Annotated in this window: 26 protein-coding genes; 17 read left to right on the top strand and 9 right to left on the bottom strand. The window is 68.7% G+C overall.

Annotated features, from left to right (window positions below):
* Nucleotides 1-68: 68 nt before the first annotated feature.
* From ASH02_RS14875 to ASH02_RS14825, 11 genes are all read left to right on the top strand, one after another.
* Nucleotides 69-1,277: an ABC transporter substrate-binding protein gene (locus ASH02_RS14875; protein WP_056687771.1), complete on the top strand. Its 1,209-nt coding sequence runs from the start codon at nucleotides 69-71 to the stop codon at nucleotides 1,275-1,277.
* 85 nt (nucleotides 1,278-1,362) lie between these two features.
* Nucleotides 1,363-2,217 (top strand): branched-chain amino acid ABC transporter permease, encoded by an 855-nt coding sequence (locus tag ASH02_RS14870; protein ID WP_200951230.1) that lies wholly within the window; start codon nucleotides 1,363-1,365, stop codon nucleotides 2,215-2,217.
* Nucleotides 2,214-3,257, top strand: a complete 1,044-nt coding sequence (locus ASH02_RS14865) for a branched-chain amino acid ABC transporter permease (RefSeq protein ID WP_056687775.1) — start codon at nucleotides 2,214-2,216, stop codon at nucleotides 3,255-3,257. Before ASH02_RS14870 ends, ASH02_RS14865 begins: the two co-directional genes overlap by 4 nt.
* Nucleotides 3,254-3,955, top strand: coding sequence for an ABC transporter ATP-binding protein (locus tag ASH02_RS14860; protein WP_056687779.1), 702 nt, complete (start codon nucleotides 3,254-3,256; stop codon nucleotides 3,953-3,955). The genes ASH02_RS14865 and ASH02_RS14860 overlap by 4 nt, the downstream gene beginning before the upstream one ends.
* The gene (locus ASH02_RS14855) at nucleotides 3,952-4,647 is read left to right on the top strand and encodes an ABC transporter ATP-binding protein (RefSeq protein WP_057294996.1); all 696 of its coding nucleotides are present in this window, start codon (nucleotides 3,952-3,954) and stop codon (nucleotides 4,645-4,647) included. The genes ASH02_RS14860 and ASH02_RS14855 overlap by 4 nt, the downstream gene beginning before the upstream one ends.
* Before the next feature lie 127 nt (nucleotides 4,648-4,774).
* Complete coding sequence (locus ASH02_RS14850) at nucleotides 4,775-5,992, top strand: CaiB/BaiF CoA transferase family protein (RefSeq protein ID WP_056687786.1); 1,218 nt, start codon at nucleotides 4,775-4,777, stop codon at nucleotides 5,990-5,992.
* Nucleotides 5,989-6,801, top strand: coding sequence for an enoyl-CoA hydratase/isomerase family protein (locus tag ASH02_RS14845; protein ID WP_056687789.1), 813 nt, complete (start codon nucleotides 5,989-5,991; stop codon nucleotides 6,799-6,801). Before ASH02_RS14850 ends, ASH02_RS14845 begins: the two co-directional genes overlap by 4 nt.
* A 5-nt stretch (nucleotides 6,802-6,806) precedes the next feature.
* Nucleotides 6,807-7,652, top strand: coding sequence for an enoyl-CoA hydratase/isomerase family protein (locus ASH02_RS14840; protein ID WP_200959146.1), 846 nt, complete (start codon nucleotides 6,807-6,809; stop codon nucleotides 7,650-7,652).
* A gap of 7 nt (nucleotides 7,653-7,659) precedes the next feature.
* A complete protein-coding gene (locus ASH02_RS14835) occupies nucleotides 7,660-8,712 on the top strand; it encodes a phosphotransferase family protein (RefSeq protein WP_056890183.1) in 1,053 nt (350 codons plus the stop codon).
* Between the two features lies 1 nt (nucleotide 8,713).
* Nucleotides 8,714-9,742, top strand: a complete 1,029-nt coding sequence (locus ASH02_RS14830) for a DUF7064 domain-containing protein (protein ID WP_056890182.1) — start codon at nucleotides 8,714-8,716, stop codon at nucleotides 9,740-9,742.
* Nucleotides 9,743-9,748: 6 nt separating this feature from the next.
* Nucleotides 9,749-10,879, top strand: a complete 1,131-nt coding sequence (locus tag ASH02_RS14825; protein ID WP_057294995.1) for an epoxide hydrolase family protein — start codon at nucleotides 9,749-9,751, stop codon at nucleotides 10,877-10,879.
* Nucleotides 10,880-10,947: 68 nt separating this feature from the next.
* Here ASH02_RS14825 and surE read toward each other — a convergent pair whose 3' ends face one another.
* The 9 genes from surE to ASH02_RS14780 form a co-directional block, all read right to left on the bottom strand.
* The gene (gene surE / locus ASH02_RS26415) at nucleotides 10,948-11,730 is read right to left on the bottom strand and encodes a 5'/3'-nucleotidase SurE (protein ID WP_162262593.1); all 783 of its coding nucleotides are present in this window, start codon (nucleotides 11,728-11,730) and stop codon (nucleotides 10,948-10,950) included.
* On the bottom strand, nucleotides 11,727-12,272 hold the full coding sequence (locus ASH02_RS26410; protein ID WP_056890179.1) for a hypothetical protein: 546 nt from the start codon (nucleotides 12,270-12,272) through the stop codon (nucleotides 11,727-11,729). Before ASH02_RS26410 ends, surE begins: the two co-directional genes overlap by 4 nt.
* Nucleotides 12,269-13,552 carry a phosphotransferase family protein gene (locus tag ASH02_RS14810; protein ID WP_200951232.1) on the bottom strand — a complete coding sequence of 428 codons (1,284 nt, stop codon included), beginning with the start codon at nucleotides 13,550-13,552 and terminating at the stop codon, nucleotides 12,269-12,271. The genes ASH02_RS26410 and ASH02_RS14810 overlap by 4 nt, the downstream gene beginning before the upstream one ends.
* Nucleotides 13,549-14,559, bottom strand: a complete 1,011-nt coding sequence (locus ASH02_RS14805; RefSeq protein ID WP_057294993.1) for a DUF7064 domain-containing protein — start codon at nucleotides 14,557-14,559, stop codon at nucleotides 13,549-13,551. The genes ASH02_RS14810 and ASH02_RS14805 overlap by 4 nt, the downstream gene beginning before the upstream one ends.
* 9 nt (nucleotides 14,560-14,568) lie before the next feature.
* On the bottom strand, nucleotides 14,569-15,339 hold the full coding sequence (locus ASH02_RS14800; protein WP_056687813.1) for an ABC transporter ATP-binding protein: 771 nt from the start codon (nucleotides 15,337-15,339) through the stop codon (nucleotides 14,569-14,571).
* Nucleotides 15,308-16,942 (bottom strand): branched-chain amino acid ABC transporter ATP-binding protein/permease, encoded by a 1,635-nt coding sequence (locus ASH02_RS14795; protein WP_057294992.1) that lies wholly within the window; start codon nucleotides 16,940-16,942, stop codon nucleotides 15,308-15,310. Before ASH02_RS14795 ends, ASH02_RS14800 begins: the two co-directional genes overlap by 32 nt.
* A 3-nt stretch (nucleotides 16,943-16,945) precedes the next feature.
* On the bottom strand, nucleotides 16,946-17,836 hold the full coding sequence (locus ASH02_RS14790; protein ID WP_057294991.1) for a branched-chain amino acid ABC transporter permease: 891 nt from the start codon (nucleotides 17,834-17,836) through the stop codon (nucleotides 16,946-16,948).
* A 1-nt stretch (nucleotide 17,837) separates the two neighbouring features.
* Nucleotides 17,838-18,989 (bottom strand): ABC transporter substrate-binding protein, encoded by a 1,152-nt coding sequence (locus ASH02_RS14785; RefSeq protein WP_057294990.1) that lies wholly within the window; start codon nucleotides 18,987-18,989, stop codon nucleotides 17,838-17,840.
* 157 nt (nucleotides 18,990-19,146) lie between these two features.
* Nucleotides 19,147-20,415 (bottom strand): PucR family transcriptional regulator, encoded by a 1,269-nt coding sequence (locus ASH02_RS14780; protein WP_057294989.1) that lies wholly within the window; start codon nucleotides 20,413-20,415, stop codon nucleotides 19,147-19,149.
* Nucleotides 20,416-20,569: 154 nt separating this feature from the next.
* On the opposite strand from ASH02_RS14780, the gene ASH02_RS14775 reads away from it, so the two are divergent.
* The 6 genes from ASH02_RS14775 to ASH02_RS14750 all read left to right on the top strand — a co-directional run bounded on the left by ASH02_RS14775 (nucleotide 20,570) and on the right by ASH02_RS14750 (nucleotide 26,661).
* The gene (locus ASH02_RS14775; protein ID WP_057295154.1) at nucleotides 20,570-21,319 is read left to right on the top strand and encodes an SDR family NAD(P)-dependent oxidoreductase; all 750 of its coding nucleotides are present in this window, start codon (nucleotides 20,570-20,572) and stop codon (nucleotides 21,317-21,319) included.
* Nucleotides 21,320-21,402: 83 nt separating this feature from the next.
* Nucleotides 21,403-22,542 (top strand): LuxR C-terminal-related transcriptional regulator, encoded by a 1,140-nt coding sequence (locus tag ASH02_RS27290; RefSeq protein WP_056687828.1) that lies wholly within the window; start codon nucleotides 21,403-21,405, stop codon nucleotides 22,540-22,542.
* An 89-nt stretch (nucleotides 22,543-22,631) separates the two neighbouring features.
* Nucleotides 22,632-23,960 (top strand): cytochrome P450, encoded by a 1,329-nt coding sequence (locus ASH02_RS14765; RefSeq protein ID WP_056687831.1) that lies wholly within the window; start codon nucleotides 22,632-22,634, stop codon nucleotides 23,958-23,960.
* A gap of 5 nt (nucleotides 23,961-23,965) precedes the next feature.
* Nucleotides 23,966-25,180: an NAD(P)/FAD-dependent oxidoreductase gene (locus ASH02_RS14760; protein ID WP_056688220.1), complete on the top strand. Its 1,215-nt coding sequence runs from the start codon at nucleotides 23,966-23,968 to the stop codon at nucleotides 25,178-25,180.
* A gap of 36 nt (nucleotides 25,181-25,216) precedes the next feature.
* Nucleotides 25,217-25,534 carry a 2Fe-2S iron-sulfur cluster-binding protein gene (locus tag ASH02_RS14755; protein WP_056687833.1) on the top strand — a complete coding sequence of 106 codons (318 nt, stop codon included), beginning with the start codon at nucleotides 25,217-25,219 and terminating at the stop codon, nucleotides 25,532-25,534.
* 23 nt (nucleotides 25,535-25,557) lie between these two features.
* Entirely contained in the window at nucleotides 25,558-26,661 is a 1,104-nt protein-coding gene (locus tag ASH02_RS14750; RefSeq protein ID WP_056687837.1) for an NAD(P)-dependent alcohol dehydrogenase, read from the top strand.
* Nucleotides 26,662-26,681: the final 20 nt, after the last annotated feature.

The raw sequence follows: 26,681 nt of genomic DNA, 5'->3' as shown, positions 1-26,681 counted from the left end.
ACCATACTTTCGTGATGTGGAGCACACCGGCACGGGTCGGTGCTACCCGAGTGGATTGGAACACCATCATGAAACGACAGCTCATTGCGGCCGCGGCGACACTCGCGCTGGCCACCACGGCAGCCTGCGGCGCCGCCAGCACGAACTCGGGAAGTGATGGCGGGGACACGATCAAGATTGCCCTGATCCCACCCACCAGCGGGGCCCTGGCCCAGTTCGGGACCGACGCGGTCAACGCCTGGAAGACCGCGGCACGTCTCGCCAACGACAACGGCGGCATCGACGGCAAGAAGGTCGAGCTGATCATCAAGGGGACCGACGCGGACCCCGCCACCACCCTGCGCGAGGCGCGGGAGGCGGCCACGAAGGACGGCGCCCAGTTCATCGGTGCCGTGATGACCTCCCCGGAGCACGCAGCGCTCAACGCCCAGCTGGAGGGCCTGAACGTGCTGTCCTTCAACGGACTGGGCAAGGACGACGCCCTCGTCGGTGAGCAGTGCTCCAAGAATGCCTTCCACGTCGTGCAGACCAGCAGCATGGACATCACCGGCCTGGCGTCGTCCATCTCGGAGCTGGCCGGCGACAAGTGGGCCATCATGGCCGTCGACTACGCCACCGGTCACAGTGCCGCCAAGAAGTTCAAGGCGGCAGCCGAGGCCGAAGGCAAGGAGGTCGTCCTCGAGCAGTTCGCTCCGCTGAACACCACGGACTTCGGCTCGTACATCACGAAGATCAAGGACAGCGGCGCCGACGCGGTCTTCGCGGTCGAGTACGGCGCCGACGGCGTTGCGTTCGTGCAGCAGGCCGACCAGTTCAACCTCGACAAGCAGCTCAAGACAGTCCTCGGCTTCAACATGGTCTCCGAGCCGCTCTTCAAGACACTGGGCAACTCCATCGCCGGCTACTACAACAACGTCGGCTACGACGTCGACGGCGACAACGCTCTGAACAAGGAGTTCGTCGCCGCCTACACCGAGGACCACGGCTCGGCTCCCTACTACGTCCCGGCCGACAACTTCCTGTCTGCCGAGACCCTGTTCGCAGGCATCGAGAAGGCCGGTAGCACTGACCCGGCCAAGGTTGCCGACGCGCTCCAGGACCTGAGCTTCGACAGCATCGTCGGCAACGTGACGCTGCGTGGCGCTGACAACAGCCTGATGCGTGACTCCTACCTCGGTGAGGTGGTCAAGGCCGGCAATGGGCTGAAGTTCAAGATCCTCACGAACTCCTCACCCGACGTGACCACGCCGGAGCCCGACTCCGCCTGCAAGAAGTAGCCACAGCGCGCCTTCGCCCACTCGACGTCGGCGCCCGCGGCCCACTCTTCGGAGCGGCGGGCGCCGACGCAATGGAAGGAAACTCGTGAACGCAGCACAGGTGCTCAACGGGCTGGCCCTCGGATCACTCCTGATGGTCCTCAGCTCAGGACTGGCAATGATCTACGGGCTGCGCGGCGTGGCCAACTTCGCCCACGGTGCGCTCTACATGTCCGGCGCCTACATCGCCTACTCGGTCTCGGACCGGATGAGCTTCGGCGCGGCCATCGTCATCGTCCCGCTCGCCCTGGCCGTGATCGGTGTGGTGCTCGAGCTGTGCTTCTTCCGGCCGCTGCAGCACCGGTCGCACATCGAGCTGGGCCTGATCACGTTCGGACTGGCGTTGATCGTCGAGCGCGTCGTGATCCTGGTCTGGGGTGAGAAGACCCTGCGGGTCGTGCCGCCGGAGTTCCTCCAGGGCACCAGCACCGTCTTCGGCGTCGAGTACCCCAGCTATCGCCTCGCGATCATCGTGATCGCCCTCGCCCTGGCGGCCGGCCTCATCCTGTGGCTGCGGCTCAGCACGGTCGGCCTGCACATCCGCGCAGCCAGCCAGGACATCGAGACCGCCTCGATCATGGGCATCAACGTCGACAAGGTGAGCCTCATCGTGGTCAGCCTCGGCTCGGCCCTCGCCGGACTCGCCGGAACCCTTGCCGCGCCGTACATCGCGCTCGACCCGGGGATGGGCAATGCCTTCCTGATCACCGTGCTGATCGTGGTCGTGGTCGGCGGCATCGGCAGCATCGCCGGCGCCATGATCGCGGGCATGGGGCTCGGCCTCATCCAGACCCTCAGCACCGTCTGGTCGCCGAGCTTCGCGGTGCTCGTTCCCTACCTCGCCCTGACCATCGTCCTGTTGTGGCGGCCCACCGGGCTCGCCGGGAAGAGGATTTCATGACCACCACCGCACCTGCCGACGACATCACCGGCGAGATGGTGGAGCCAGTCGTCATCAAGCGTCGCCCCGGCCGGATGCTCTTCGGGCTCGGCGTGGGCATCGCCGTCCTGCTCGTCGGGCTGGCCATCCCCTACGTCCTCACCGACACCTACCGGATGAGCCTCGTGCTCGACGCCACCATCCTCAGCATGCTGGCGCTCGGCATCGGGTTCCTCGCCCGGCACCTCGGCATGATCAGCCTCGGCCACGGCGCCTTCTTCGGCGTCTCCGCGTACGCAGTCGGGGTGGGAATCACCAACTGGGGTTGGAGTCCACTCACCGCAGTCGGGTTCGGGATCCTTGTCGGATCCGCGACCGCGCTGTTGATGGGCGTGCTCGTCGTGCGGGCATCCGGCTTCGGATTCCTGATGCTGACGTTGGCGCTGTCGCAGGCGCTCTACCAGCTCAGCGTGCAGATCTCGGCCCGTCCCTGGACGGGCGCGCACGACGGCAAGCTGATCGCCTACGAACCCGACATGACCTTCCTCGGCCTGACCCAGGCCGACCTGATCAACCCCGGCCTCTACTGGCCTTTCGCCTGGAGCGCCCTGGTGATCAGCGGGATCGTCCTGTGGATGGTCGGTCGCTCGAAGTTCGGCACCACCCTGGAAGGGATCAGGGAGAACGAGGAGCGGATGCGCTTCTCCGGCTACAACACCTTCCTGCCCCGCCTCGTCGCCTTCGTCCTCTCCGGTGCGGTGGCCTCGCTGGGCGGCGCACTCTTCGCGCTGAACGCGGGCTACATCTCGCCCCAGATCCTCGGCTTCACCCAGGCCGGTGACTCACTGATCGCCGCGCTGATCGGCGGATTCGGGATCATCCTCGGCCCGGTGCTCGGGACGTTCCTCTTCGTCTACGCCCAGGCCAACTTCAACTTCGGCGGAAACCTGCACCTGCTCACCGGAATCGCCCTGATCGTGGTCCTGGTCTTCATGCCGGGCGGCATCACCGGAGCCCTGCAGAAGCTCAGCCGACGCATTCGTGGAAAGGAACGCCGATGAGCATCTTCGAAGGCCGCGGGCTGACGGTCAAGTACGGCGCCGTGGTCGCCCTCGACAACATCGACATCACGCTGGAGCCGGGCGTCGTGCACGGCGTCATCGGGCCCAATGGGGCAGGGAAGTCGACGTTCATCGACGCCCTGTCCGGCCGCAAGAGGCCCTCGTCGGGCAAGGTGCTGCTCGAACAGGCCGACATCACCCGTCGGTCGGCGCGCTGGCGGCGCAGCAACGGGGTCTCGCGGTCCTTCCAGCGGACCAGCGTCTTCGGCTCGATGACCGTCGGCCAGCAGCTCGAGATGGTGGCCCGCAAGAACGACGAGCCCGATCTCGACGGGATCATGAAGACGCTGGGCCTCGACGAGATCCGGGACCGGGTCTGCTCCGAGATCGCCTACGGCACCCAGCGTTCGGTCGACCTGGCCATCGCGCTGATCGGCCAGCCCCGCGTCGTACTCCTTGACGAGCCGTGCGCGGGTCTCGTCGCCGACGAGTCGGTGCGCATGCTCGACCACGTGCGCAACCTCTGCAAGGAGCGCAACGTTGCGGCCCTGCTGGTCGAGCACGACGTCGAGGGCGTCTTCCGGACCTGCGACGTGATCACCGTGCTCGACCTCGGCAAGCTGCTCGCCACCGGTGACCCGGCGTCCGTCCGTGCCGACAAGAACGTCATCCGCGCCTACCTGGGGAGTGCAGCATGAGCAGCCCGGTTCTCGAGTTCCGCGACGTGTCGGCGGCGTACGGCGGGGCGGTCATCCTGCAGGAGATCTCGTTCGCCATCAACGAGGGCGAGACGGTCGGCCTGGTGGGCCGCAATGGCGCCGGCAAGTCGACCACCCTGATGTCGGTCTACGGCGTACCGAGTGTGAAGGGCGACATCCTGGTGGGCGGCAAGAAGGTCTCCGGTCGCGCACACGTGCCGACGTCGCGCGGCGTCTCGCTGGTCCCGCAGGGCAAGCGGATCTTCAGCAACCTGACGGTCGAGGAGAACCTGATGCTCGGCCGCGCCTCGGGCCGCAAGGGCACCTGGACGCTGCCGGCGATCTACGACCTGTTCCCCAACCTGGCCCGTGGCAAGAAGCGCTCCGGCACGTCGCTCAGTGGCGGCGAGCAGCAGATGCTCGCGATCGGTCGTGCCCTGATGGCCGAGCCGGCGCTGCTGATGCTCGACGAGCCGACCGAGGGCCTCGCCCCGGTGATCATCGACGGCATCATCGAGGCGCTCAAGGAGATCCGCTCACGGGGGACGGCGCTGCTCCTCGTCGAGCAGCACATCGGGATGATCCAGAAGCTCGCCGACCGCTACCTCGCGTTGCGCAGCGGCCGCCTGGTCGGCGACGGCCCGGTGTCGCAGCTCGAGGACCGGGCCGTCCAGGAACTGATCGCGCTGTAGGCGGGTTGAGGGCTGAAGTGGTCGTCCAGGCAACCACTTCAGCACTCAGCACTGCAGGTGGAGAGGTCCCCACTCCGCATGCCGCGAGTTATGGACTGACCATTGACACATCGCGTAGGCTGGTGACATGACGAAACGATCGTTCACAGGTCCGCTGGCGGGCCTGAAGGTGGTCGAGATCGGGAGCATCGGGCCGGGCCCGTTCTGCGCCATGCTGCTCGCCGATCTCGGCGCCGACGTCATCCGCGTGGACCGCACGAGCGGTGCCGCGCTGGTGGGCCCGAACGCCGACTTCCGCACCGAGGTGATGCACCGCGGCAGGCGGTCGATCGCCGTCGACCTCAAGCACCCCGAGGGACGCGACGTCGTCCTCGAGCTCGTGCGCGACGCGGACGTCCTGATCGAGGGGTTCCGACCCGGCGTCACCGAACGACTCGGCATCGGGCCGGACGACTGTGCCGCCGTCAACGAGCGCCTGGTCTACGGGCGGATGACGGGCTACGGCCAGGACGGACCGATGGCCCAGGCCGTCGGGCACGACCTCAACTACGTCGCACAGAGCGGCGTGCTCGCCCTGATCGGGCGTCCCGACCAACCGCCGACACCGCCGCTCAGCCTGGTCGGTGACTTCGGTGGGGGTGGGCTGGTCCTCGCCCTCGGCGTCGTCTCCGCGGTGTGGGAGGCGCAGCGTTCCGGCACGGGCCAGGTGGTCGACGCCGCCATGGTCGACGGCTCGGCCTTGCTCGGCGCCGCCTTCCACGGCTTCGTCAGCGGTGGCACCTGGGAGACCACGCGGGGCGCGAACATCGTCGACTCGGGGGCGCCTTTCTACGACGTCTACGAGACCGCGGACGGGAAGTGGCTCGCGGTTGCGGCCATGGAGGCGCACTTCTACGCCGAGCTCCTGGAGATCCTCGACATCGACCCGGCCAGTCTCCCGGACCAGAACGACCGCGCCCGCTGGCCCGAGATGAAGAAGGTGTTTGCGGACGCCGTACGCACCCGGCCGCGCGACGAGTGGGTCGACCGGGCCGACGGCCGTGGCTGCGTCTCGGCGATGCTCGAGGTCGAGGAGTCGTGGGAGCACCCGCACAACGTGGCGCGCGGAACCTTTGTCGACGTCGCGGGCATCACCCAGCCCTCGCCCCAGCCCAGGTTCAGCCGCACCCCCGCCGAGGTGGACGGTCCTCCGGCCGCGCCCGGCGAGCACACCCTCGAGGCGCTTGCCGCCTGGGGAGTGCCCCATGACCGCATCGAGAAGTGGACCCGGTCCGGTGCGATCGCCCAGACGGATCCCCCATCCACCGACAACACGAGTACCCACAAGGAGAGCCTCAGAAGATGAAGAGCCTCGAGAGGTCCTACGAGACCCTGCGGTTGCAGGAGGTCAGTCCCGGCGTCGTCGTCGTGACGCTGGACCGGCCCGACCGCTACAACGCGATGACCAACCAGATGTTCGCCGAGCTCGAGCGGATGGCGCTCGACCTCGACGACGAGGACAGCCTCCGAGCCGTCGTGTTGACCGGTGCCGGCAAGGCGTTCTGCGCCGGCTACGACCTGGCCGACGCCGAGCACCTCTCGAGCCTGGGTGCCATGGGCATGCTCAACCAGCAGGAACGTGCTGCCCGGGCCCTGGTCGCCGTACGGTCCATGCGGGTGCCGGTCATCGCCGCCGTCAACGGAGCTGCTGCCGGAGGCGGCCTGGCGCTCGCCCTGCAGGCAGACATCCGGATCGGCACGCCGGCCGCGAAGTTCAACGCCGCGTTCGTCCGCATCGGCCTGTCGGCCGGCGACCTCGGCACATCCTGGTTGCTCACCCGGCTCGTCGGGCCGGCGGTGACCAGCGACATCGCGTTCACCGGCCGCATCGTCGAGGCGGAGGAAGCCGAGCGGATCGGCCTTGTGAACTCGATCAGCAAGGACGACGAGCTGCTGGACGACGCCCTCGCGCTGGCCGCCCAGATCGTCTCGAACAGCCCCGGGGGAGTGCAGCTCTCCAAGCGTGCGCTGCAGGCGAACATGGAGGTCGGCTCGTACGCCGCCGCGCTCGAGCTCGAGAACCGTGGCCAGGCGCTCCTGACCCGCGGATCGGACATGCCCGAGGCCCTCGCGGCCTTCAAGGAACAGCGCCAGCCCGTCTTCACGGGGGAGTGAGTGAGATGACCGTGACCGACCGACCCCAGCAGGCAACCGTGGCCGTGGACTTCCCGCCCCTCCAGGAGCTGACCTTCGAGGTCCTCGAGGGAGACATCGGCGTCCTGCGGATCAACCGACCCGACCGGATGAACAGCCAGACGATCCGGATGTTCAGTGAGTACGGCGAGGCCGCGTTCGCCTTGCGCGACGCGCCCCTGCGCGCCCTCATCCTGACCGCCACGGGTGACCGCGCCTTCTGCGCAGGCTTCGACCTCGACGAGATCCACCGGATCACCGAGATGGGCGTGCGTGAGTTCCTCAAGTTCCAGGAGATCGCCACGGGTGGCATCCAGGGCATCAGGCACCTGCCGTTCCCGGTGATCGCCGCGATCCACGGACCGGCGACCGGTGGCGGGCTGGCCCTCGCCCTGGCCGCCGACATCAGGCTTGCCGCGCCGACGGCCAAGTTCAGCGCCGCCTTCGTGAAGGTCGGGTTGTCGATGGGCGAGCTCGGCACGTCGTACAACCTGAGCCGCCTGATCGGCCCTGCGAAGGCAGCCGAGATCGGCTACACCGCACGCATCGTGAAGGCCGACGAGGCCGAGCGGATCGGGCTGGTCAACCGCGTCGTACCCTCCGAGGACCTCTTCGACGAGGCCCTGGCAATGGCCCGGATGATCGCGCAGAACTCGCCCGGTGGAGTCCGTATGTCCAAGCGAGCGATCCAGCGCAACCAGGAGATCACGTCGTACGCCGCGGCGATCGAGCTCGAGAACCGCGGCCAGGCGCTGATGTCGCGCACCACGGACATGCCCGAGGCGCTGGCCGCGTTCAAGGAGAAGCGGGCACCCCGCTTCACCGGGGAGTGAGGACGCGATGAGCGACTGGGACTGGTCCGTCGAGGAGCGCGGCCGACTCGCCGCCTTCCTCGAGAAGCGAGGCCTGACCTCGGGTGAGGTGACCACGCAGCGCATCGGTGACGGCCACTCCAACCTCACCTACCTGGTCTCCGACAGCACCGGACGCCAGGTCGTCGTACGCCGTCCGCCGCCACCGCCGACCCCGCCGGGTGCCCACGACATGTTGCGCGAGGCCCGGCTGGTCGGGGCTCTGGCGGGAACGCCGGTCCCGGTCGCCGATGTCCTGGCCACTGCAGAGGCCGATGAGGTCATCGACGTGCACTTCTACGTGATGAGCTTCGCCGCCGGTCCGGTCGTCACCACCGAGTCCCCGGCACCCCTCGACACTCCTGAGGTGCGGCGCCGGATCGGCGAGACCCTGGTCGACACGCTGGCCGACCTGCACGCCGTCGACTGGCGGGCCGCCGGGCTCACCGACATCGGCAAGCCCGAGGGGTTCAACGCCCGCCACCTCAAGCGGATGGCGCGCCTGGTGGCCGACGACGACGGGAAGCCGCCGCCGCACTTCGCGGAGATCGACGCCTGGCTGCAGGTGCATGTCCCGGCCGAGTCGGGCGCGGCGATCGTGCACAACGACTTCCGCATCGGCAACGTCGTGCTCGACGCGGACCGGCCCGGCGAGATCAAGGCGGTGCTCGACTGGGAGCTGGCCACCATCGGTGACCCCCTGTTCGACCTCGGCTACTTCCTGAGCAGTGTGCCCGACCCGGAGGAGCCGCTGACTCCGACCGAGGAGCTGGGCACGGCCATGCTCGAGGACGGCTACCCGACCCGCAAGGAGCTTGCTGCCCGCTACGCGGATCGCACCGGTGCCGACCTCGGTGAGCTCGACTGGTACACCGCGCTGGCCCTGTGGAAGCTCGCCGTGCTCTACGAATACGGCCGCCGACGGGCTGCGCGCGGCGTCGGCGACGACTACTACGCCGACCAGGCCCTCGTGCAGTCGTTCCTCGATGCCGCCCACCACACCGCCGGACTGCCCCCTGCCCCTGCTCCACCGGAGGACTGAGATGACCAACCGATCCAACGAGCCGTTCCACGACCCGATCGTCACGCCCGACGAGCTGGACGGCCTGCCCGAGAAGTTCTTCGACCGGTTCGTCTTCAACTTCCACCGGACCGACGGCTCCCGACCCTCCATCATCGTCGGCCTGGGCCTGCACCCGCTGCGCGACACCGTCGACGGCTTCGCCCAGCTGAGCACGGACACCGAGCAGCGCAACGCCCGCTACTCGACCGAGCTCTCGGCGACGTCCTGGGACACGTGCGGGCCCTTCTCCTACGAGGTGGTCGAGCCCAACACGACCTGGCGTCTGAAGCTCGCCGACAACCCGACCGGCCTGACCTTCGACCTCACGTGGCACGCGCGCACGCCGGCCTGGTGGGGCGACATCGACGTCACCAACCCGAAGGGTGAGACCACCTCCTTCGCGCACCTCTTCCAGTCGGGGTACGCCGACGGCACGGTCACCATCGACGGCGAGGAACAGCGCGTCGAACAGTGGTACAGCCAGCGCGACCGCTCCCGCGGCGTACGCACGATGCAGGGCGGCCAGGGCCTGCACATCTGGTACCAGGCGCAGTTCCCGGATCGCTCCGTCGGCTTCCTGCTGGTCGAGGGCCGCGACGGCTCACGGCTGCTCCTGGAGGGCGCGGTGATGCACACCGACGGCCGGCTCGACGAGATCACCGACGTCAAGCACGACCTTGTCTTCGACGACCAGCTCGACCTCAAGTCGGGACTGGTGCAGGTGACCACCGCGTCCGGCGACGTGCTGCCGATCGAGACCGATGCCTCTGGTGGTGGCGGGCTGATGGCCGGCGCCGGGTACGGCGGCCACCACGGCGAGGCGCTGGGCGTCGACCACGTCGAGGGGGAGACCTGGCCGCTCGACGGTTCGGTCACCCAGCGCACCGTGGACTCGTCGCTCACCGACCGGCTCGCGTCGTTCACGCTGGACGGCGTGAACGGCTCGGGCATCTTCGAGTTCGCGCTGACCCGCTCGTCGTCGTACTCCTACGTGCCGACGCTGGTCTGACTGGCCATGGCTGAGCCGCGGCCCTTCACACCGAGCCTCGACCCGGAACAGGTCACTGACCTGCGACTCCGATTGAGCCGGACCCGGTGGCCTGAAGCGGCCACCGAGTCCGACTGGGCCCAGGGCCCGCCGTTGGACGAGATGAAACGGCTGGTGGCCCACTGGCAGGACGGTTACGACTGGGAGCGCTACGCCTCCCGCATTGCCTCGGTGCCGCAGGTGCTGGTGGAGATCGACGGGCTCGACATCCACGCCGTCCACGTGCGGTCCAGTGATCCCGATGCCGTGCCGCTGGTGCTCACGCATGGTTGGCCCAGCACCTGCTTCGAGTTCCTCGACGTCATCGAGCTGTTGACTGAGCCCGAGCAGGGCCAGGCCTTCCATGTGGTCTGTCCGTCCTTGCCCGGCTACGGCTGGAGCGGGAAGCCGACCGGGTCCGGTTGGGGTGTCGAGCACACCGCCGATGCCTGGGTCGCTCTGATGGAGGCCCTGGGCTACTCCCGGTTCATCGCTCAGGGTGGCGACTGGGGTGCGATGGTGACCACCGAGCTCGGCGTACGCCACGCCGACCGCCTGCTCGGGGTGCACCTGACGATGCCCATGGCTGCCTGCGAGGAGGGCGATGAGGACGGCGCGTCAGAGCTTCAGCTGGCGGGTGTCGAGCGCGAGGGCCGATTCCGCAGGCACGGCCACGGCTACAACCTGCTCCAACGCACCCGGCCGCAGACCATCGGCTACTCGCTCGCCGATTCTCCGGTGGGTCAGTGTGCCTGGATAGTGGAGAAGCTCAAGGATTGGTCAGGCGTCGATCAGGACGGGCACTGCCTGCTTGATGACGACACGATGCTCGACGTGGTCTCGACCTACTGGTTGACCGGCACCGCTGCGTCCTCGGCCCGCCTCTATCGGGAAGCGGTCGGGCTCGACCGGGCGACGTACGTCGACGTGCCGACAGGCGTCACCGTCTTCCCGCACGAGTTCATCCGTCCGCCCCGTAAGGCTGTGGCCAGGCGTTACCGCGGGTTGACCTACTGGAGCGAGCAGGATCGTGGCGGCCACTTCGCGGCCGCCGAGGTCCCGGAGTTGTTCGCCCAAGAGATCCGGGCCTTCGTGGCTGGCCTCGGTCCGGGCCGCTGAGGATGTCTGCTGCGCGCGGACGACGCCCCTGCGTGCCCGCGTCGGTGGACAGGGGCGTCGTCGTCACGTCATGACCTGACCGTGTCGATCCAGCGTTTGCACAGGGCGTCGGCAAGGGCATCGACCGGGCCGGCGGATGCCCAAGGCGGCGAGACGGCGCTCAGTGTGGCCCAACCCGCGTGCAGGTGTGCGGCGTCAGTCCCGGGCGTGAACGGCGGCTGGTTCTGCCAACGATGGACGACGAACGCGTCCCCTTCCAGGACGAACCCGACGTCGCTCACCGAGGTGTCCGAGAATGAAGCTGCGCTGATCCCGTCGAGCTCTGCCAGGGGCAGGGCCGGGACGTTCAGGTTCAGCGCGATCGGCGGCAGGGACTCGGCCTCTGCCAGTTCGACGAGCCAGGCGGCCAGTACGGCGGCGGTGGCGAAGCCGTCGGCGTCGGCCCTGGCCGTACTCACGGCGAGACCGGGGACGTCGTGGCTGACAGCGGTCAGGGCCGCTCCGACCGTGCCCGAATGCAGGACCATCCGGCCGGTGTTGAACCCCGGGTTGATTCCCGAGACCACGAGCTCCGGCGTCCAGTCGAAGGCGCCGGCGCACGCCGCCTTGACGGCCAGCGCCGGCGGGGCGTCGATGGCTCGGGCGGTGATGCCGGGCAGGCCGTCCAGCACCACCGGTTCGATCGGGATCCGGGCGTGGTCGACCACGGTGGCGAACCCGGCGGAACTGCCGCTGCGCTCGCGCGCCGGCCCGAGCACGTGCACCTCGTGCCCGGCCCGGGTCAGTTCTCCGGCGAGTGCGATCAGACCGGGTTCCCGAATCCCGTCGTCGTTGGTGACCAGAATCCTCAAGACGCCGTACCGCTCGGTGTGGACCACAGGTCGGCGAGCGGTGTCACCGATTCCGGATCCGGTTCGAACCCGAACGGGAGATACCACGCGCTCTCCAGCTCGACCAGCGGCTCCATCCCGGACAGGATGCTGGTGCTGATCCGTTCCTGCACTGCCTCGGGAGCCGCTGCGGCCTCGCGCACGAGGGTCCGGACGCTGCCCCACAGGGAATCCGAGGCCGCCTGCAGGTCCCGGGTGTGGGTAGCCGCGTCTGCATGCGCGGCGGCGGCCGTGCTGAGCGCACGGATCATGGCGTCTCCGACCCGGTCGGAGACCTGGTGGGCGTCCTTGAGGAGGGATCGCGCGACGACCATCTGGTGCTCGAGCTCGTAGCGGTGCCGGGCGTGGACGTCGTACAGCCTGGTGCGCAGGAACTCCAGGAAGTCGATGGTCAGCCGGAGCTGCTCGGCGGCCTGGGGGTCGCTCGGGTCGACCGCCGGGGTGACCGTGTCCCGCAGGGACTTGATCGCGGCGCGGAGGGTGTTCTCGCTGTGGTCCTTCATGTGACTGGCTCCTTGAGCAGATCGATCAGCACGCGGGAGATCACCGGGACCATGCCCTCGACCCGGGTGAGCAGGATGTCTTGGTGCGACTTGCCGAGCCGCGCGATGCGATAGCTCGAGGCCATCGTGGACACGATGATCGAGAAGCAGCACAGGACCTGGTAGAACCGCAGGCGCTCCGGATCGACGGTCAGACCCGACACCTCCTCGTACGTCGTGAAGAACTCGTCGAGGGGAACCAGGCCGCAGACCCAGTAGGTGCCCTCGGCGTCGTAGTGGCCCATGGTCGGGAGCGTGATCCAGGCGAGGTCTCGGTGACGATCGCCGATGAGTCCGCGCTCCCAGTCGAGCCAGGCGTTGATCCGGCCGCTGTCCTCGTCGAACAGGAAGTTGCCGCTGCGGAAGTCCCCGTGGACCACGCTGGCGACGTCGAGGGTCGGCAGGTTGCGGCGCAACCAGCGGGCGGCCACCTCCATCAGCGGGCTGTCCTCCCCACGGTCCTCCTCCCAGCAACGCAGGGCGTGGTTGACCGCCCACTCGGCGGCCTGGGTGGTGCCTGCCTCGGGGACGGCGAGGGTGCTGAACTCGTGACCGCGGAAGTCGGCGTTGTGGATCGCCGAGAGGTGCTGGAGGTACTGCGGGGCCAGGAGCCTGCGGTGGTCACCGAAGTTCGTGCCCAACCCGCTGATCTTCCCGGTCGTCGCGACCCGGGGCTTGGTCACGCCTTCGGCGAAGGCGTAGATCAGCGCTGGCTCGGGGAAGAACTCTCCCTCGGCATCGATGAAGTACGTCTCCGGGACGGGGACCGTGCCCTTGAGCAGGCGCAGCAGCTCGAACTCCCGGGCCCGACTGGTGGCGTTGGAGCCCTCAGAGGGATCCATCCGCACCACCATGTGGTCCGACCGCGTCGACCCGTCGGGCTCGCGGCGTTCGAGCACGAAGCCGACCTGGATCTTGGAGACCCCGCCGGTGAACCAGTGCAGGTCCACCACCTCGAACTCGACGTCGCCGAGCTCATGGCGCAAGAAGGTCTCCAGATGCTTCGCGAGCTCTTCGAGGGAGGGCCGTTGGTAGGCGGGCCCCGACCGGTGGTGCATCTTGCGGGTGAGGGTCCGGTCGATCTCGGGTTCGGTGGGGAACGTGCGTCGCACCTCGTCGATGAAGGCCGCCGACGGGGCGTCGCGTACGTCGAAGTCGACGTCCCAGATGAGGTCCACACCGGGGTCGTGGTCAGGCCCCGTCTGGTTCGCGGGTTCCGTCTCGTCCATTGACGCCGTCATGCCATCTCCTGTCCGGCCAGGCCACGGTGACGGCCGTGCTTCGACATGCGTTCGGCCAGGTAGTCGAGGCCATAGATGTCGGCCATCTCGCCATAGCCGACCTTGTCGCCCCAGTGATAGCGGAACATGCCCTGGTAGGCCACGTGCGAGGGGTTGAAGCTGTGCCACGGGTGGCTGGAGATGGCGGCGCCGAAGAACTCGTAGGTCTCACCCCGGTCGTCGGTGGCCACGATGTGGTTGCTGATCGCCAGCATGCTGGTGTGCTCTGCGGTGATCTCGGCTGCCACGATCGGTCGGACCTCGCCGTTGCGGCTGACGAACCCGAACCGCAGGCGTTCATAGGTGACCTTGCCGGCGTTGATCGAGATCAGCACGGCCAGGTGCATGGCGAGCTCGGGGCCGAAGTTCACCGAGACCCATGCGACGGACCGCGTACCGGTCTCCAGGCGAGGGCCCCAGCTGTGGTCCATGCCGTCATAGCAGTCGATGGTGTACTTCTTGCCGCGCAGCTCGAGCTCACCGGTGATGTGGCCCTTGACCTCGAAGTGCCCGTTCTCCCACTCGTCGCCGTGGCGGGTGTCGCCGGTGGAGCGGTCCTTCTCCAGGAGCGGGTTCTGGTCGGGGTCGCCCGGATCGAACGGCTCGTGGAGGGCACGGAACGACAGGTCGAAGGAGCATGCGCCGAGCACGTTGCGGTAGGTGGCGTCGTACTCCTTCGGGTTGGGCGTGTTCACGCTCAGCCCGTTGGGCAGGTCGAACTTGCGGAACGACTTGGGGCACGGCAGGTGAACCTGCGGATCGGTGAAGTCGATCTCATAGGGCTGGTGGCAGAAGCCCTGGCCGACCAGGATCGAGGATGTCGCGACTCCGGCATTGGGGCGTGCCAGCACGTAGACGTTGCCGAAGATGTTGTGCTCGGGGATCGAGAACGGGACGAACATCGTCTCGGTCCACGTCCGGTCGTTCGGGTCGCGGGGGTGGAACTCGGAATCAGCGTCGGTGATCATCTTGTCTCCTCAGTTGGCGCCGCTCGAGGCGGGCACGGGTGGTTCGGGGGTGGCCGACCCGAGATAGGCCTCGGTCAGCACGTCTTCGGGCAGGGAGCTGGCCGGCCCCGCATGGACGACGCGCCCGCGGGAGAGCACGACGACCTCGTCGGCGACGGCCAGGGCGGAGCGGTTCTGCTCGGCGAGCACGACGGCGGTCTCCCCGAGGGTGGCGCCGTGCTCCTTCAGGAAGCCGTAGATGGTCTCGACCATCACCGGGGCCAGGCCCATGCTGGGCTCGTCGAGGAGCAGCACGTCGGGTCGTGCGACGAGCGCGCGACCGATGGCGACCATCTGTTGCTCGCCCCCGGAGAGCAGTGCCGAGGGTCGGTCCCGCAGCCGTTGAAGTGGTGGGAACAGGTGGTAGACGCGTTCGATGGCCGCCGTGCGGTCGCGTGGCTCCAGCCGTCGAGCGCCACCGGCCGCGACCTGCAGGTTCTCCTGCACGGTCAAAGGTGCGATGACCCGACGGCCTTCGGGCACCAGTGCGACGCCACGATGGGTGATGCGGTGGGTGCGTGTCGTCGAGATGTCCGCCCCGAACAGGGTGACCCGCCCGGAGACCTTGGTGGCCTGGTTGCAGATCGCCCGCAGCAGGGTGGACTTGCCTGCGCCGTTGGGGCCGAGCAGGGCCACCACGCGCCCGGGGTGGGCGGTGAAGGACACGTCCGTCACCGCCCGCACGTGGCCGTAGGAGACGCTCACTCCCTCAAGCGAGAGCGCCGGAACCGATGTAGGCATCGATGACCTCCTTCGAGTCGAGCACGTCGTCGGGTGAGCCCTCGGCCAGGACACGGCCGAAGTCGAGAACCATCAGCCGGTCGCAGAAGCGCCGCATCATCGCGACGTCGTGTTCGACCAGCACCACGGCCAGGCCATGGCGCCGAGCGGCGTCGACCGCGGTGAACACGCCCTCGCGTTCCGTCGGGCTCATCCCTGCCGTGGGCTCGTCGAGCAGGAGCACCCGCGGGTTCCGGGCCAGGGCCCGGGCGATCTCCACCTGCCGGCGTACGCCGTAGGGCAGCTCGCCCGCCGGCACTCCCGAGATCTGGTCCAGCCCCATACGGACGAGCAGTTCGCGGGTGGCCTCCGATCGGCGTGGGACCTGGGGCGGGAACCCGAGGGCGACGTTGGCGGCGACCGACTTGTCGTCCATCAGACGAATGGTCTGGAACGTGCGGGCGATGCCGGCGCGGGCCAGGAGGTGCGGCCGGCCCCACAGCAGTGCCAGGGGTACGCCGTCCACTGCGCCCGTGCCCGAGCTCGGGGTGTAGGCGCCCGACAGGGCGTTGATGAGCGTGGTCTTGCCGGACCCGTTCGGCCCGATCACGCCGAGCACTTCACCTTGTCCGACGGTGAGCCTGACTCCGTCGAGTGCGTGGACACCGCCGAAGGTGACGCGCACGTCGTCGGCGTCCAGGGCGACCGGGCCGATTCCGGCGGGAGCGTCCCCGGGCCCCGGCACCACGGGCGATCCGGCCTCACCGGGTGCGTCGGACCGACGGAGCCGGGCCAGGAGCCGTGACAGCACGCCGAGGATGCCGCCGGGGGCGAAGGCAACCACGAGCACGATGATCAGCCCGTTGACCAGCACCTGGTACTCGGCGAAGCCCTCGAGGGTGAAAGGCAGGCCGAAGATGACCAGGGCGCCGACGAACGAGCCACCCACGAACGTCATGCCGCCGATCACGACAACCGCCAGGAGCTTGGTGAGCAGGTCGAAGTTGAACTGACCCGGGTCTATGAATCCAGCGGTGTGCGCCTGGAGGGCGCCGGCCGTGCCCGACAGCAGACCGGAGAGGCCGAAGAGCAGCGTGCGGACGCGCACCACGTTGATGCCCTGGTGCTGGGCCATCAGGGTGTCGACGCGCATGGCCGAGATCACCAGACCGTGCCGGGAGCGGCGCAGCCACACCAGGGCGACGGTGGCCAGCAGGACGGCCCCACAGATCCACAGGTCGGTCACCTCGCGGGAGATCCCCACCTTGCCCTGGGAGCCTCCGGTGAGCGGGACGTTGAGCACCGCGACCCGGACCACCTCGGAGAACGCGATGCTGGCGATGGCCAGGTAGATCCCGTTGAGTCGGGCGACCAGGGTCGCCAGAAGTACGCCGACCGCGCCCGCAATGACGGCTGCTGCTGGTACCGCCAGGGCGACAGGCACTCCCATGTCGACCGAGAGGATCGCCGAGCCGTAGGACCCGATCGCCATCAGGCCGACCTGCGGCACGGCGAAGATTCCCGCGCTGAGCAGGACGTAGAGGGCGAGCGCGACCAGCACCAGGACGAGCGCGTCACGGACGGCGAAGTCGTAGACGCCGAAGAGGGAGAGGAAGTCGTCCATGGCTCAGACCCTCGCCAGCTCGGAGCGGGTGTGGAACAGGCCCGTGGGCCGGACCACCAGGAAGCCCAGCAGGAGGGCGAAGACGACCAGGTCCCGGTAGGAACTGTCCAGGTAGCCCGTGGCGTACGTCGATGCGACACCGATCAGCAACCCGCCGGCGAGGGCGCCAGCGACGGAGCCGAACCCGCCGACCACCATCGCCGCAAGGGCGATCACCAGGTAACCGGATCCCAGGTCGGCACTGACCACGTTGAACGCCGTTGCCACCATTGCGGCGGCCAGACCGGCAAGCGCTCCCGAGGCGAAGAAGACGCCGGCACTGACCCGGTCGACGTTGATGCCGAGCAGGGAGGCCGTCTCGCGATCAGCAGCCACGGTGCGGACCTCGCGGCCTGCCTGGGTGTGCGCCATGCCCCAGGCGAGCAGTGCGATCAGCCCGATCGAGACGACCACCATGGTGGCGTGGAGCGTGGTGATCCGCACGGGCCCCAGTTCGAGCGGGCTGACCGGGAAGACCCCGGCGGGCATCCGCTCGACCGCACCGTCGAGCAGGTGGTGGGCCACCTCGACCAGGATGATCAGCCCGCCCATGCTGGAGATGAAGGCTGCGAGCTCGGCGTCCTGCCGCTTGAGCAGATGGCGGATCAGCAGGAAGTAGGCGGCGACATTGAGCAGTCCGGCCGCCAGCATCACCACGGGGAGCGTCGCGAGCAGGGGCCATCCGAGTCGCGTGGTGAGGTCCCACGCCACGACGGCTCCCCAGGTGAAGACGGCGGCGTGGGCCACGTGGAAGATCCGCAGGCTGGCCATGACCAGGCCGAAGCCTGATGCATAGAGCGCGTAGACGCTTCCGAGCACGATGCCGTTCACCGTCTGCTGCAGCCAGAAGTCCATGTCAGTTGCCCGCGACCTGCATGGAGCCGTCGTCGGCGAAGCTCGCCATCACACCCTCAGAGACGGCGGCGCCGTCCTTGGTGAGTTCCAGGGAGAGGATGCTGTGCTCCGCGACCAGGTCGCTCGTCGACGCCGCGGGGATCGCATCGCGGAGGGACGCGCCGTCGACGTCGCCGTCCTCGTCAGCAGCCAGGATGGCCGCCGCGACGGTCCAGCCGACCTGGTAGCCCAGGGCGCTGTACGCCGTGGGGGACTCGTCGTACTTGTCGGCGTACGCCTTTTCGAACGATGACCCGCCCTGCATGCCCGGCGCCCAGACCTGCGGGAAGACGAAGTCGTCGGCAGCGTCTTCGGCGACGGTGTAGGTCTCGCTGCTGATGGCGACCGTTCCGGCCCGCATCACGTCGTCGAAGCCGCCGGACTGGTCCATCTGCAGCATCAGGTTGCCGGCTTGGGCCGGGAGGACGGACAGCACGACCGCGTCGACGTCGTCGTCGCGAAGGTTGGCCAGTACCGCCGAGAAGTCGGTGTCGGTGGAAGCCACTTCCTGTCGGGAGTCGAACCCGCCGGGGAGGCCCTTCTCCGTGGTGTCAGCGAGGGTGGCGAAGGAGGGGTTGTCGCTGGCCACGATGACGCCGACTCGCTTGGCGCCGTGCTCGGTGAGGTACTGGCCCATCGCCGTCGTCGGGGTGCCGAGGTCGGTGAAGCGGAAGGCGAAGCCGTCCTTGTTCTCCAGCTCGCTGCCGGCACCGGAGAGGAAGGCGATCTTGTCGTCGTTGGCCAGTGGCGCGACTGCCTGGCCGAGCGGGCTCTGGGAGTCGTTGATGACAATCGGTGCGCCGGCCTGGCGCAGCTTGTTGTAGCCGGTGACAGCCGAGGTGACCTCCGACTTGGCGTCCTGTGTCTGGATCTCCACCTTCACGTCGGCGTCGTCGAAGGCGGCCTTGGCTTGCTGCAGGGCGAGCTCGAAGCCGTGCTGGAAAGGAACCCCGAACGACGTGGCAGCCGGGCCCGAGAGATTGGCCAGCAGACCGACCTGAACGGCATCGGAGTCACCGGCGGACGGACCGGCACAACCAGTCGCGGCCAGCAGGACACCGATGGCGCCCGGCACGATGAGCCGGGACAGGCGGCGGGTGGGGTTCATGGACATGAGCTCTCCTTGGTTCCGGTGGCGCAGGTCACATGGCCTGGGCGATACCGGAATGTAGGAACGGGGCGAGAAGGGGGTCAAGGAATCGTGGGTTCACGGCCGGACGGCGGTTGGAGTAACCCACAACCCGTTCAGCCCAGGGCTGTGCCAAGAGCCTTCAGGCGAGTGTTCGCAGCGTCGATTCGGTGCCACGACCGAACCCTGGAACGGCGTGGTGGCCCTGCAGGCGGAGCACGAGGAGGGCAGTCTGCACGCTCAACTGGTCATTGGGGGTCGACGCGACGTCGAGCCCGGTCAGGTCATGCACCCGGGACAGGCGATGGCGCACGGTGTTCTCGTGCACCTGCAGGACTGTGGCAGAGTCCCGGATGCTGCGTCCCGACTCGAAGAAGACCTGCAGGGTCTTCAGGAGCATGCGCATCGCCTCGCCGCCCTCGAGCAGCGGGCCGACCACGTCATGCACGTAGATGCGCACGGAGTTCTCGTCGCTGTTGGCGACGAACAGCCGGGCGGGGCCCAGCTCGTCGCAGCCCACTGCCCTGGTGTCGGGGGAGCCGTAGCGGTCGAGGCACCGGGCCACTTCGCGCGCCTCACGGTAGGCGCGGCGGAGTTGCCCCGGCCTGGTCACCGACGACAAGCCGGCAACGGCCTGTTCGTCCCCCATGCGCTCCAGCCCGTCGATGACGGCGCCCTTGATGCGGTCGAGGAACGGCGCATGGGCGGAGTCCTCGGGAACCTTGACTGCAAGCAGCACGCCCTCCGAACCGCGGATCGGGAGTATCTCCACCGCCAAGTCCTTGGCGACCAGGTCGGAGAGGCGGCCCGCGTCGACGGTCGACCCGGAGGAACGCCCGCGTTCGAGCACGAACACCACCACGCGGTCGGCGGCCAGGTCGACGCCGAGGTACTCGGCGCACGCACGCAGGTCCGCGTCGTACGTCGTGCTGCGTACCATCTGGCGGCCCAGGTTGGTGCGCGCGTTCCACGCCACGCGGGCCAGCCGGCGCTGGGCAAGGTACTCCCCGCGCACATGGATCGTGGCGCGGTCGGCGATCCAGACGAGGTCCTCAGACGAGTCGTCGGGGTCGTCGCAGGCGAGGACCAGATAGGCAAAGAGGTGCCCGTCGTGCGCGACCGGTGCGATGACGTGGCGCCGCAGGGGAAGTCGTCGGTCACGGGGCAGCACCGTGGCGGAGATCGGTGGTTCGCCCTGGGACCCGATGGCCGCGAGGAGGCGTCCGAGCCGCGGGATCGATGCCTCGCGTCCGGTGGGGACGGAGCTCGCCACGATGCGCTCGTCGGGGTCGATCAGATAAGCCACGGTGTCGGAGACGGCCGAGATGGTCGCGACCAGATCACGCAGCGACCCGCCTTCGGCTCTCGTGTCGGAGAGCCTGATTTCCACCGCGAGTTGGTCGGGGAACATCTCGCCTCCTGTGGGGAACTGACTCACAATAGAATGGTCAGACCTAAAACGTCAACGGGTGGGCAGGTCGTCGAGGTCGGCTCGGGTGTGGGAGGCTCCACCCCTTGCTGGACGCCGGAGCGCCGCCATGCCCGGCATCCGGCAGAGTGACTCCATGGATCTCGATCTCAACGGCAAGGCGGCTCTCGTCACCGGCGGCAATCGCGGCATCGGCCTTGCGGTGGCGAAGGCGCTCGGCCGGGAAGGCGCCCGCGTGGCCCTTCTCGGGAGGGATCGGCAGAGCCTGGCCGAGAGTGCCGCAGGGGTCGGCCCGGGCACTGTCGTCGTCCGTGCAGACACCACGCAGGATGTCGAGGTTCGTGCTGCCGTCGACCGGGCCGTGTTCGAACTGGGACGGCTGGACATCGTGGTCAACTGTGCGGCGCCCCGCGCCACGCCCGGTCAGGTTCCGGGGCTGGCCGGCCTCGATGACGACGACTTCCTGCGGCAGATGGACACCAAGGCGCTTGGCTACGTGCGCGTCGTCCGGGCAGCCGCACCTCACCTCGAGGCCGCAGGTGGGGGCGCGGTGGTGAACGTCAGTGGGATGAACGCGCGCCTCACGGGCTCCATCACCGGCTCGGTGCGCAACCTCGCGGTCGTCGCGATCACCAAGAACCTTGCCGACGAGCTGGGCCCGTTCGGCATCTCGGTGACGTGTGTCCACCCAGGCCTGACCGTCACCGAGCGGGTTGCCGACGACGCCGCGTACGCCGAGCAGGCCGCGGGCAATGCGTTGGGTCGGCCGGTGACCGCGGAGCAGGTCGCCGACGTGATCACCTTCCTCGCCTCGCCGCGGGGAGGCGTGGCCAACGGGTCGGTGATCACGGTCGACGGCGGCCGCCCGGGCGTGATCTGGACCTGATCCCTCCGGGGGTGCGCATCAGGACAAAAAGGTCGTACCATTGCCGACACCAGTCCGATCCAGAGTGTGCCGAGAGGGGACTGATGTTCGACGAACTTGCCGAGCGCGTGCATGCGGTCCTGCGCCTGACTTCGGGCCTCACGGCGGAACCGGGCCTTGCGGCGTTCCATGCAGTGGGGGGCATTGAGTCCCTGAACCACGCCCTGGATCGCGCTGACGCGACGCTGAGCGGCTGGCTGGCCGCCCACCCACATGAGCAGGTGCGAGCAGGCGCCGTGGCCAACGAGGTGGGGGCCGTCCGCCTGCAGGTGCAGACCCACGAACTCACCCGCCGCCGCGAGTCGGTCGACGCCTTGCAGTCCGCCTTGCGTCGCATGCGTACGGCTGGCTCGGTCGAGGCGCTCACTGCGCAAGTGCCCCGGGAGGTGTCGGCGCTCGGCTTCCGGCGCGTGCTCTTCTCCTGGGTGGACCAGGCCCGCTGGGTGCCGGTGTCGACGTACACCGCGAGCGGGCCAGAAGAGGCGCGGGCGATCATGGCCGCGGGCGACGCGCCCTACTGGCACACCCGCGACCTGCTCGAGGCGGCGATGATCCGGCATCGGCGCTCGATGCTGGTCCGCGATGCGCTCGACAACCCTCATGTGCACCTCGACATCCAGGCCGTCATGCACTCGACGTCGTACGTCGCCGCGCCCCTCATTCGGGGGTCGAAGGTGGTCGGATTCGTGCACGCCGACCAGAGCGTCGAGGGCGCGGAGCTGGACGGGTTCGACCGTGACCTGATCAGCATGTTCGTGGAGGGACTGGGCCTTGCCTTCGAGCGCGTGGCGATGCGGGAGGAACTCGACAGTGTTCGCTCCCGTCTGGGGCGCCAGGCCTCGGCCCTCAGTGACCTGGTGGCGCAGATCGGAGACATCGATGCGACCGAGCCCCGCACCTCTGCAGTGGAGGAGCCACGTGGGGAGGTGGCGTTTCCCGCGTCGTCCGAGTCCGTGCCGCTCCGTCTGGGAGAGGGGCTGACTCGACGCGAGGCGCAGGTCTACGCGCTGCTCGGCGACGGCGTCAGCAATGCCGAGATCGCCGACCGGCTCTACATCGCGGAGGGCACGGTCAAGACCCACGTGAAGCACGTGCTCCGCAAGGTGAGTGCCGAGAACCGGGCCCACGCCGGGGCGCTCTATCGCTCCCGTCCCCGCCGGGAGCCGGGGTGGACGGAGGGGTAGGAAGCCACCCCTCGAGGGGGATGAGCCGCAACCCCCGATCCTCGCAAGATGGTGCCAGTTCGTGACCGGCATCACATCGAGGAGAAACCATGACTGTCACCGCCCCTTCCACCCGGGCCACAGTTCCCGACGAGATCGGCCGTCGCGTCGTCCTTCCGGAGGGGCACAGCGACGACGAGGCGCTGTTCGAGGCCTATCGGTGGCTCCGTGAGAACGCACCGCTCGCGCTCTCCGACGTCGAGGGCTACGACCCGCTCTGGCTGGTCGTCAAGCACGCCGACATCATGGAGATCGAGCGCCAGCCGGACGTCTTCACCAGTGGCGGCGGCGACGACCCCGGGTCGCACAACCCGGTCCTCGCCAACCAGGCCGGCGACGCCTTCACCAAGTCGCTCACCGGTGGCAGCCTCCGGGTCCTCGAGACGCTGACCTACCTCGACCCGCCCGAGCACACCATGGTCAAGGACATTGCGACCCAATGGTTCCGACCGGCGTCGCTGAAGCAGTGGGAGGACCGGATCCGGGAGCTGGCCCGCGAAGCGATCGATGACCAGCTCAAGCCAGGTGTCAACGACATCGAGGTGGTCGCCGACTTCTGCCTGCGCTACCCCCTCCACGTGATCATGACGCTCTTCGGGGTCCCCGCCGAGGACGAGCCCCGGATGATGGCGCTGACCCAGGAGTTCTTCGGCACCGCCGACCCTGACACCCAGCGTGAGGACGTCGAACCACTCACGCCCGACGCTGCCGCCCAGCAATGGTCGGCGACCATCCAGGACTTCTACGCCTACTTCGACACCCTGCTCAACGCGCGGCGTGCCGAACCGCGCGAGGACCTCGCCACGATCATCGCCCAGGCCAGGCACCCGGAGACGGGGGACTACTTCCCCAAGGAGGTCGCCTACGGCTGGTTCATCGCGATCGCGACCGCCGGGCACGACACCACGTCGAGCACCATGGCGTCCCTCCTCGAGGCGCTGGCCCAGAACCCCGGTCAGCTGGCCGAGGTCCAGGCCGACCCGAGCCGCATCCCCGACCTCGTCAACGAAGGCCTGCGCTGGGCCTCGCCCGTCAAGCAGTTCACCCGCCGGGCAGAGCAGGACTACGTGCTCAGTGGCCAGGAGATCCGCAAGGGAGAGCGCATGATGCTGCTCTACCAGTCGGCCAACCGCGATGCAGATGTCTTCGAGAGCCCCGACGAGTTCCACTTCGACCGCAAGCCCAACAAGCAGATCGCCTTCGGCTACGGCCCGCACATGTGCATCGGTCAGCACCTCGCCAAGCAGGAGCTGCGGATCATGCTCGAGGAACTCCTGCCTCGCATCGCGGACCTCCGGGTCACCGGCGAGCGCAAGGTGGTGCAGACGAACTTCGTCGGCGGACTTCGCAGGCTGCCGATGCGCCTGGAACTCACGTGAGCCTGATGTCGGGCCGGGTCGTCGTGGTCGGAGCCGGGCATGCGGCCGGCACGTTCGCGGCGCTGCTGCGCCAGGCGGGGTACGACGGCGAGCTGGTGCTCGTGGGTGCTGAACGACATCTCCCCTACCAGCGACCACCCCTGTCGAAGACCTTCCTGGCCGAGCCGGCCACGCAATGGCTCCGCGAGGCTCCCTTCTACGTCGAGAACTCGATCACTGTCAGGCTCCACGAGACGATCACCCTGATCGATCGGGTCGCGCACACGGTCGAGACATCGCTGGGCCAGGTGCTGACGTACGACGCCCTGGTGCTCGCGACCGGGGCACGGCCGCGCATGCTGGACGTGCCCGGATGCGACCTGCCCGGGGTGCTCAGCCTTCGCACGATCGAGGACGCGGCCGCACTCCGCGACGGGCTGGCCGGAGCCGCGGGGCTGGCCGTGGTCGGCGGAGGCTACGTCGGCCTTGAGGTCGCCGCCGTGGCCCGTTCGGGAGGCGTGCCGGTCACCGTCCTCGAACGTGAGGACCGGGTCCTGGCGCGAGTGGCCAGCCCGGCGCTGTCCGGCATCCTGGCCGCGCACCACCGTGGTCGGGGCACCGATGTGCGCACCGGCGCCGACGTGGTGGCCTTCGAGGGCGACGCCGACGGAGTTCGCCGGATCCGCCTGGCCGATGGCGAGGCCGTCGACGCTGGAACGGTCGTCGTCGGAGTCGGTGCCATCCCGTGCGACGAACTCGCCTCACGCTCCGGCCTCCTCTGCCGTGGCGGCGTGGTGGTGGACGGGGCCGCGCGGACCAGTGATGACGCCATCTGGGCGTTGGGCGACGTCACCGTGCGCCCGCGGCACGGCGGAGGCGAGCCGATGCGGTTCGAGAGCATCCCGAGCGCGACCGAGCAGGCCCGCCAGGCAGTCGCATCGATCATGGGGAAGCCGTCGGTGGAACCCGAGGTCCCGTGGTTCTGGTCCGACCAGTTCGACCTGAAGCTCAAGATCGCCGGCGTCGTCGCGGCGCCGTACGACACCGTCCTGCGCGGCGAGCCCGCGACCGGATCGTTCGCGCTCTTCCACCACCACGGTGGGCGCCTCGTGGCCGTGGAGGCCGCGAACGCCAATGCCGACTTCATGGCGGGACGTCGGCTGCTCGCCTCGAACCGCCCCGTCGACGCGGACCGACTCGGCGACCCGACAGTCCCGTTGCGCGAGCTCGCCCTCGCCTGACCCATCAACAGCTCGTCCGATTCCAGGAGCAAGCCCATGCCCAACATCACCTACCAGCTGCCGGACGGCAGTGAACAGACCGTCGATGTGCCCGAAGGCCAGACCGTCATGGACGGCTCGGTGCGCAACAACCTGCCGGGCATCGTCGCCGAGTGCGGGGGCAGCTGCTCGTGCGCCACCTGCCACGTCCATGTCGCCCCTGAGCACATGGCCCTGTTCGACGAGCCGATGGACGAGGAGACCGAGCTGGTCGAGTTCCTCGACGGTGCCTGCGAACGCTCACGGCTCTCCTGCCAACTCATCGTCTCGGCCGAGTGCGACGGCGCCCGCGTCGTCGTGCCGGACACCAACTGATCCCATCGGACAAAGGAAGAACCATGCAGATCACCGCAGCAGTGCTCGAAGGACTCGGCCAGGACTTCGTCCTCCAGGAACTCACGCTCGCCGACCCGGCCCCTGACGAGGTCGTCATCGAGATCGCCGGGGTCGGGCTTTGTCACACGGACCTGGCCGTTCAGCACGGCCATCTCCCGTTCCCGTTCCCCGGTGTCGTCGGCCACGAGGGCAGCGGCACCGTGGTCGCGGTCGGCAGCGACGTCACCAAGGTAGTTGTCGGCGACCCGGTTGCAGCGACGTTCAACTCCTGCGGCATGTGCACGCAGTGCGCGCAGGGCGCTCCGTCGTACTGCGCCGACTTCATGGGCCGGAACTTTGGCGGAGCGCGTCCCGACGGCACCAGCACCCTGCACCGCCAGGACACGGCGTGTGGCAGCTACTTCTTCGGCCAGTCGAGCTTCGCCACGCACTCGATCGCTCGCGAGCGCAACGTCGTCAAGGTGAACCCGGCCCTCGACATCGCGCTGGCCGGCCCCCTGGGCTGTGGCATCCAGACAGGCGCCGGAGCGGTCATGCAGTCCATGGCCTGCCCCGGCGGGTCGTCGCTCCTGGTCGTGGGCGGCGGATCAGTGGGCCTCTCCGGTGTGCTCGGCGCGGTGGTCCGCGAGCTCGGGACCATCATCGTGGCCGAGCCCCTCGCCGCACGTCGCCAACTGGCCCTGGAGCTCGGCGCGACGCACGTGATCGACCCGGCCGCGGGACCGCTGTCCGAGCAGGTCCGCGCCATCCTGCCTGAGGGCGTCGGCTTCGCCCTGGACACCACGGCCGCAATCCCCGTGGTCAACGAGATCATCGCGAGTCTCGCTCAGCGCGGCACCCTCGGCATGGTCGGTGTGCCGTCGGACCCGACCTCCGAACTGGCCGTCGGACTGATCGAGATGCAGGCCCGCGGCCTGCACTTCCAAGGCATCGTCGAGGGCGACAGCGACCCCGACCACTTCATCCCGGAACTGGTGGACCTGCACCTCGCCGGCAGGTTCCCGTTCGACCGCCTGGTCACGACCATGCCGTTCGCCAAGATCAACGACGCCGTTGCCGCCCAGGCGCGCGGCGAGGCGGTCAAGGTCGTCCTGGTCCACGAGTGACGCGCTGCCGTACGACCCAC

It is taken from the genome of Nocardioides sp. Soil796 (assembly GCF_001429525.1).
Classification (GTDB): Bacteria; Actinomycetota; Actinomycetes; order Propionibacteriales; family Nocardioidaceae; genus Nocardioides.
This window is presented reverse-complemented; position numbering and strand designations above follow the sequence as displayed.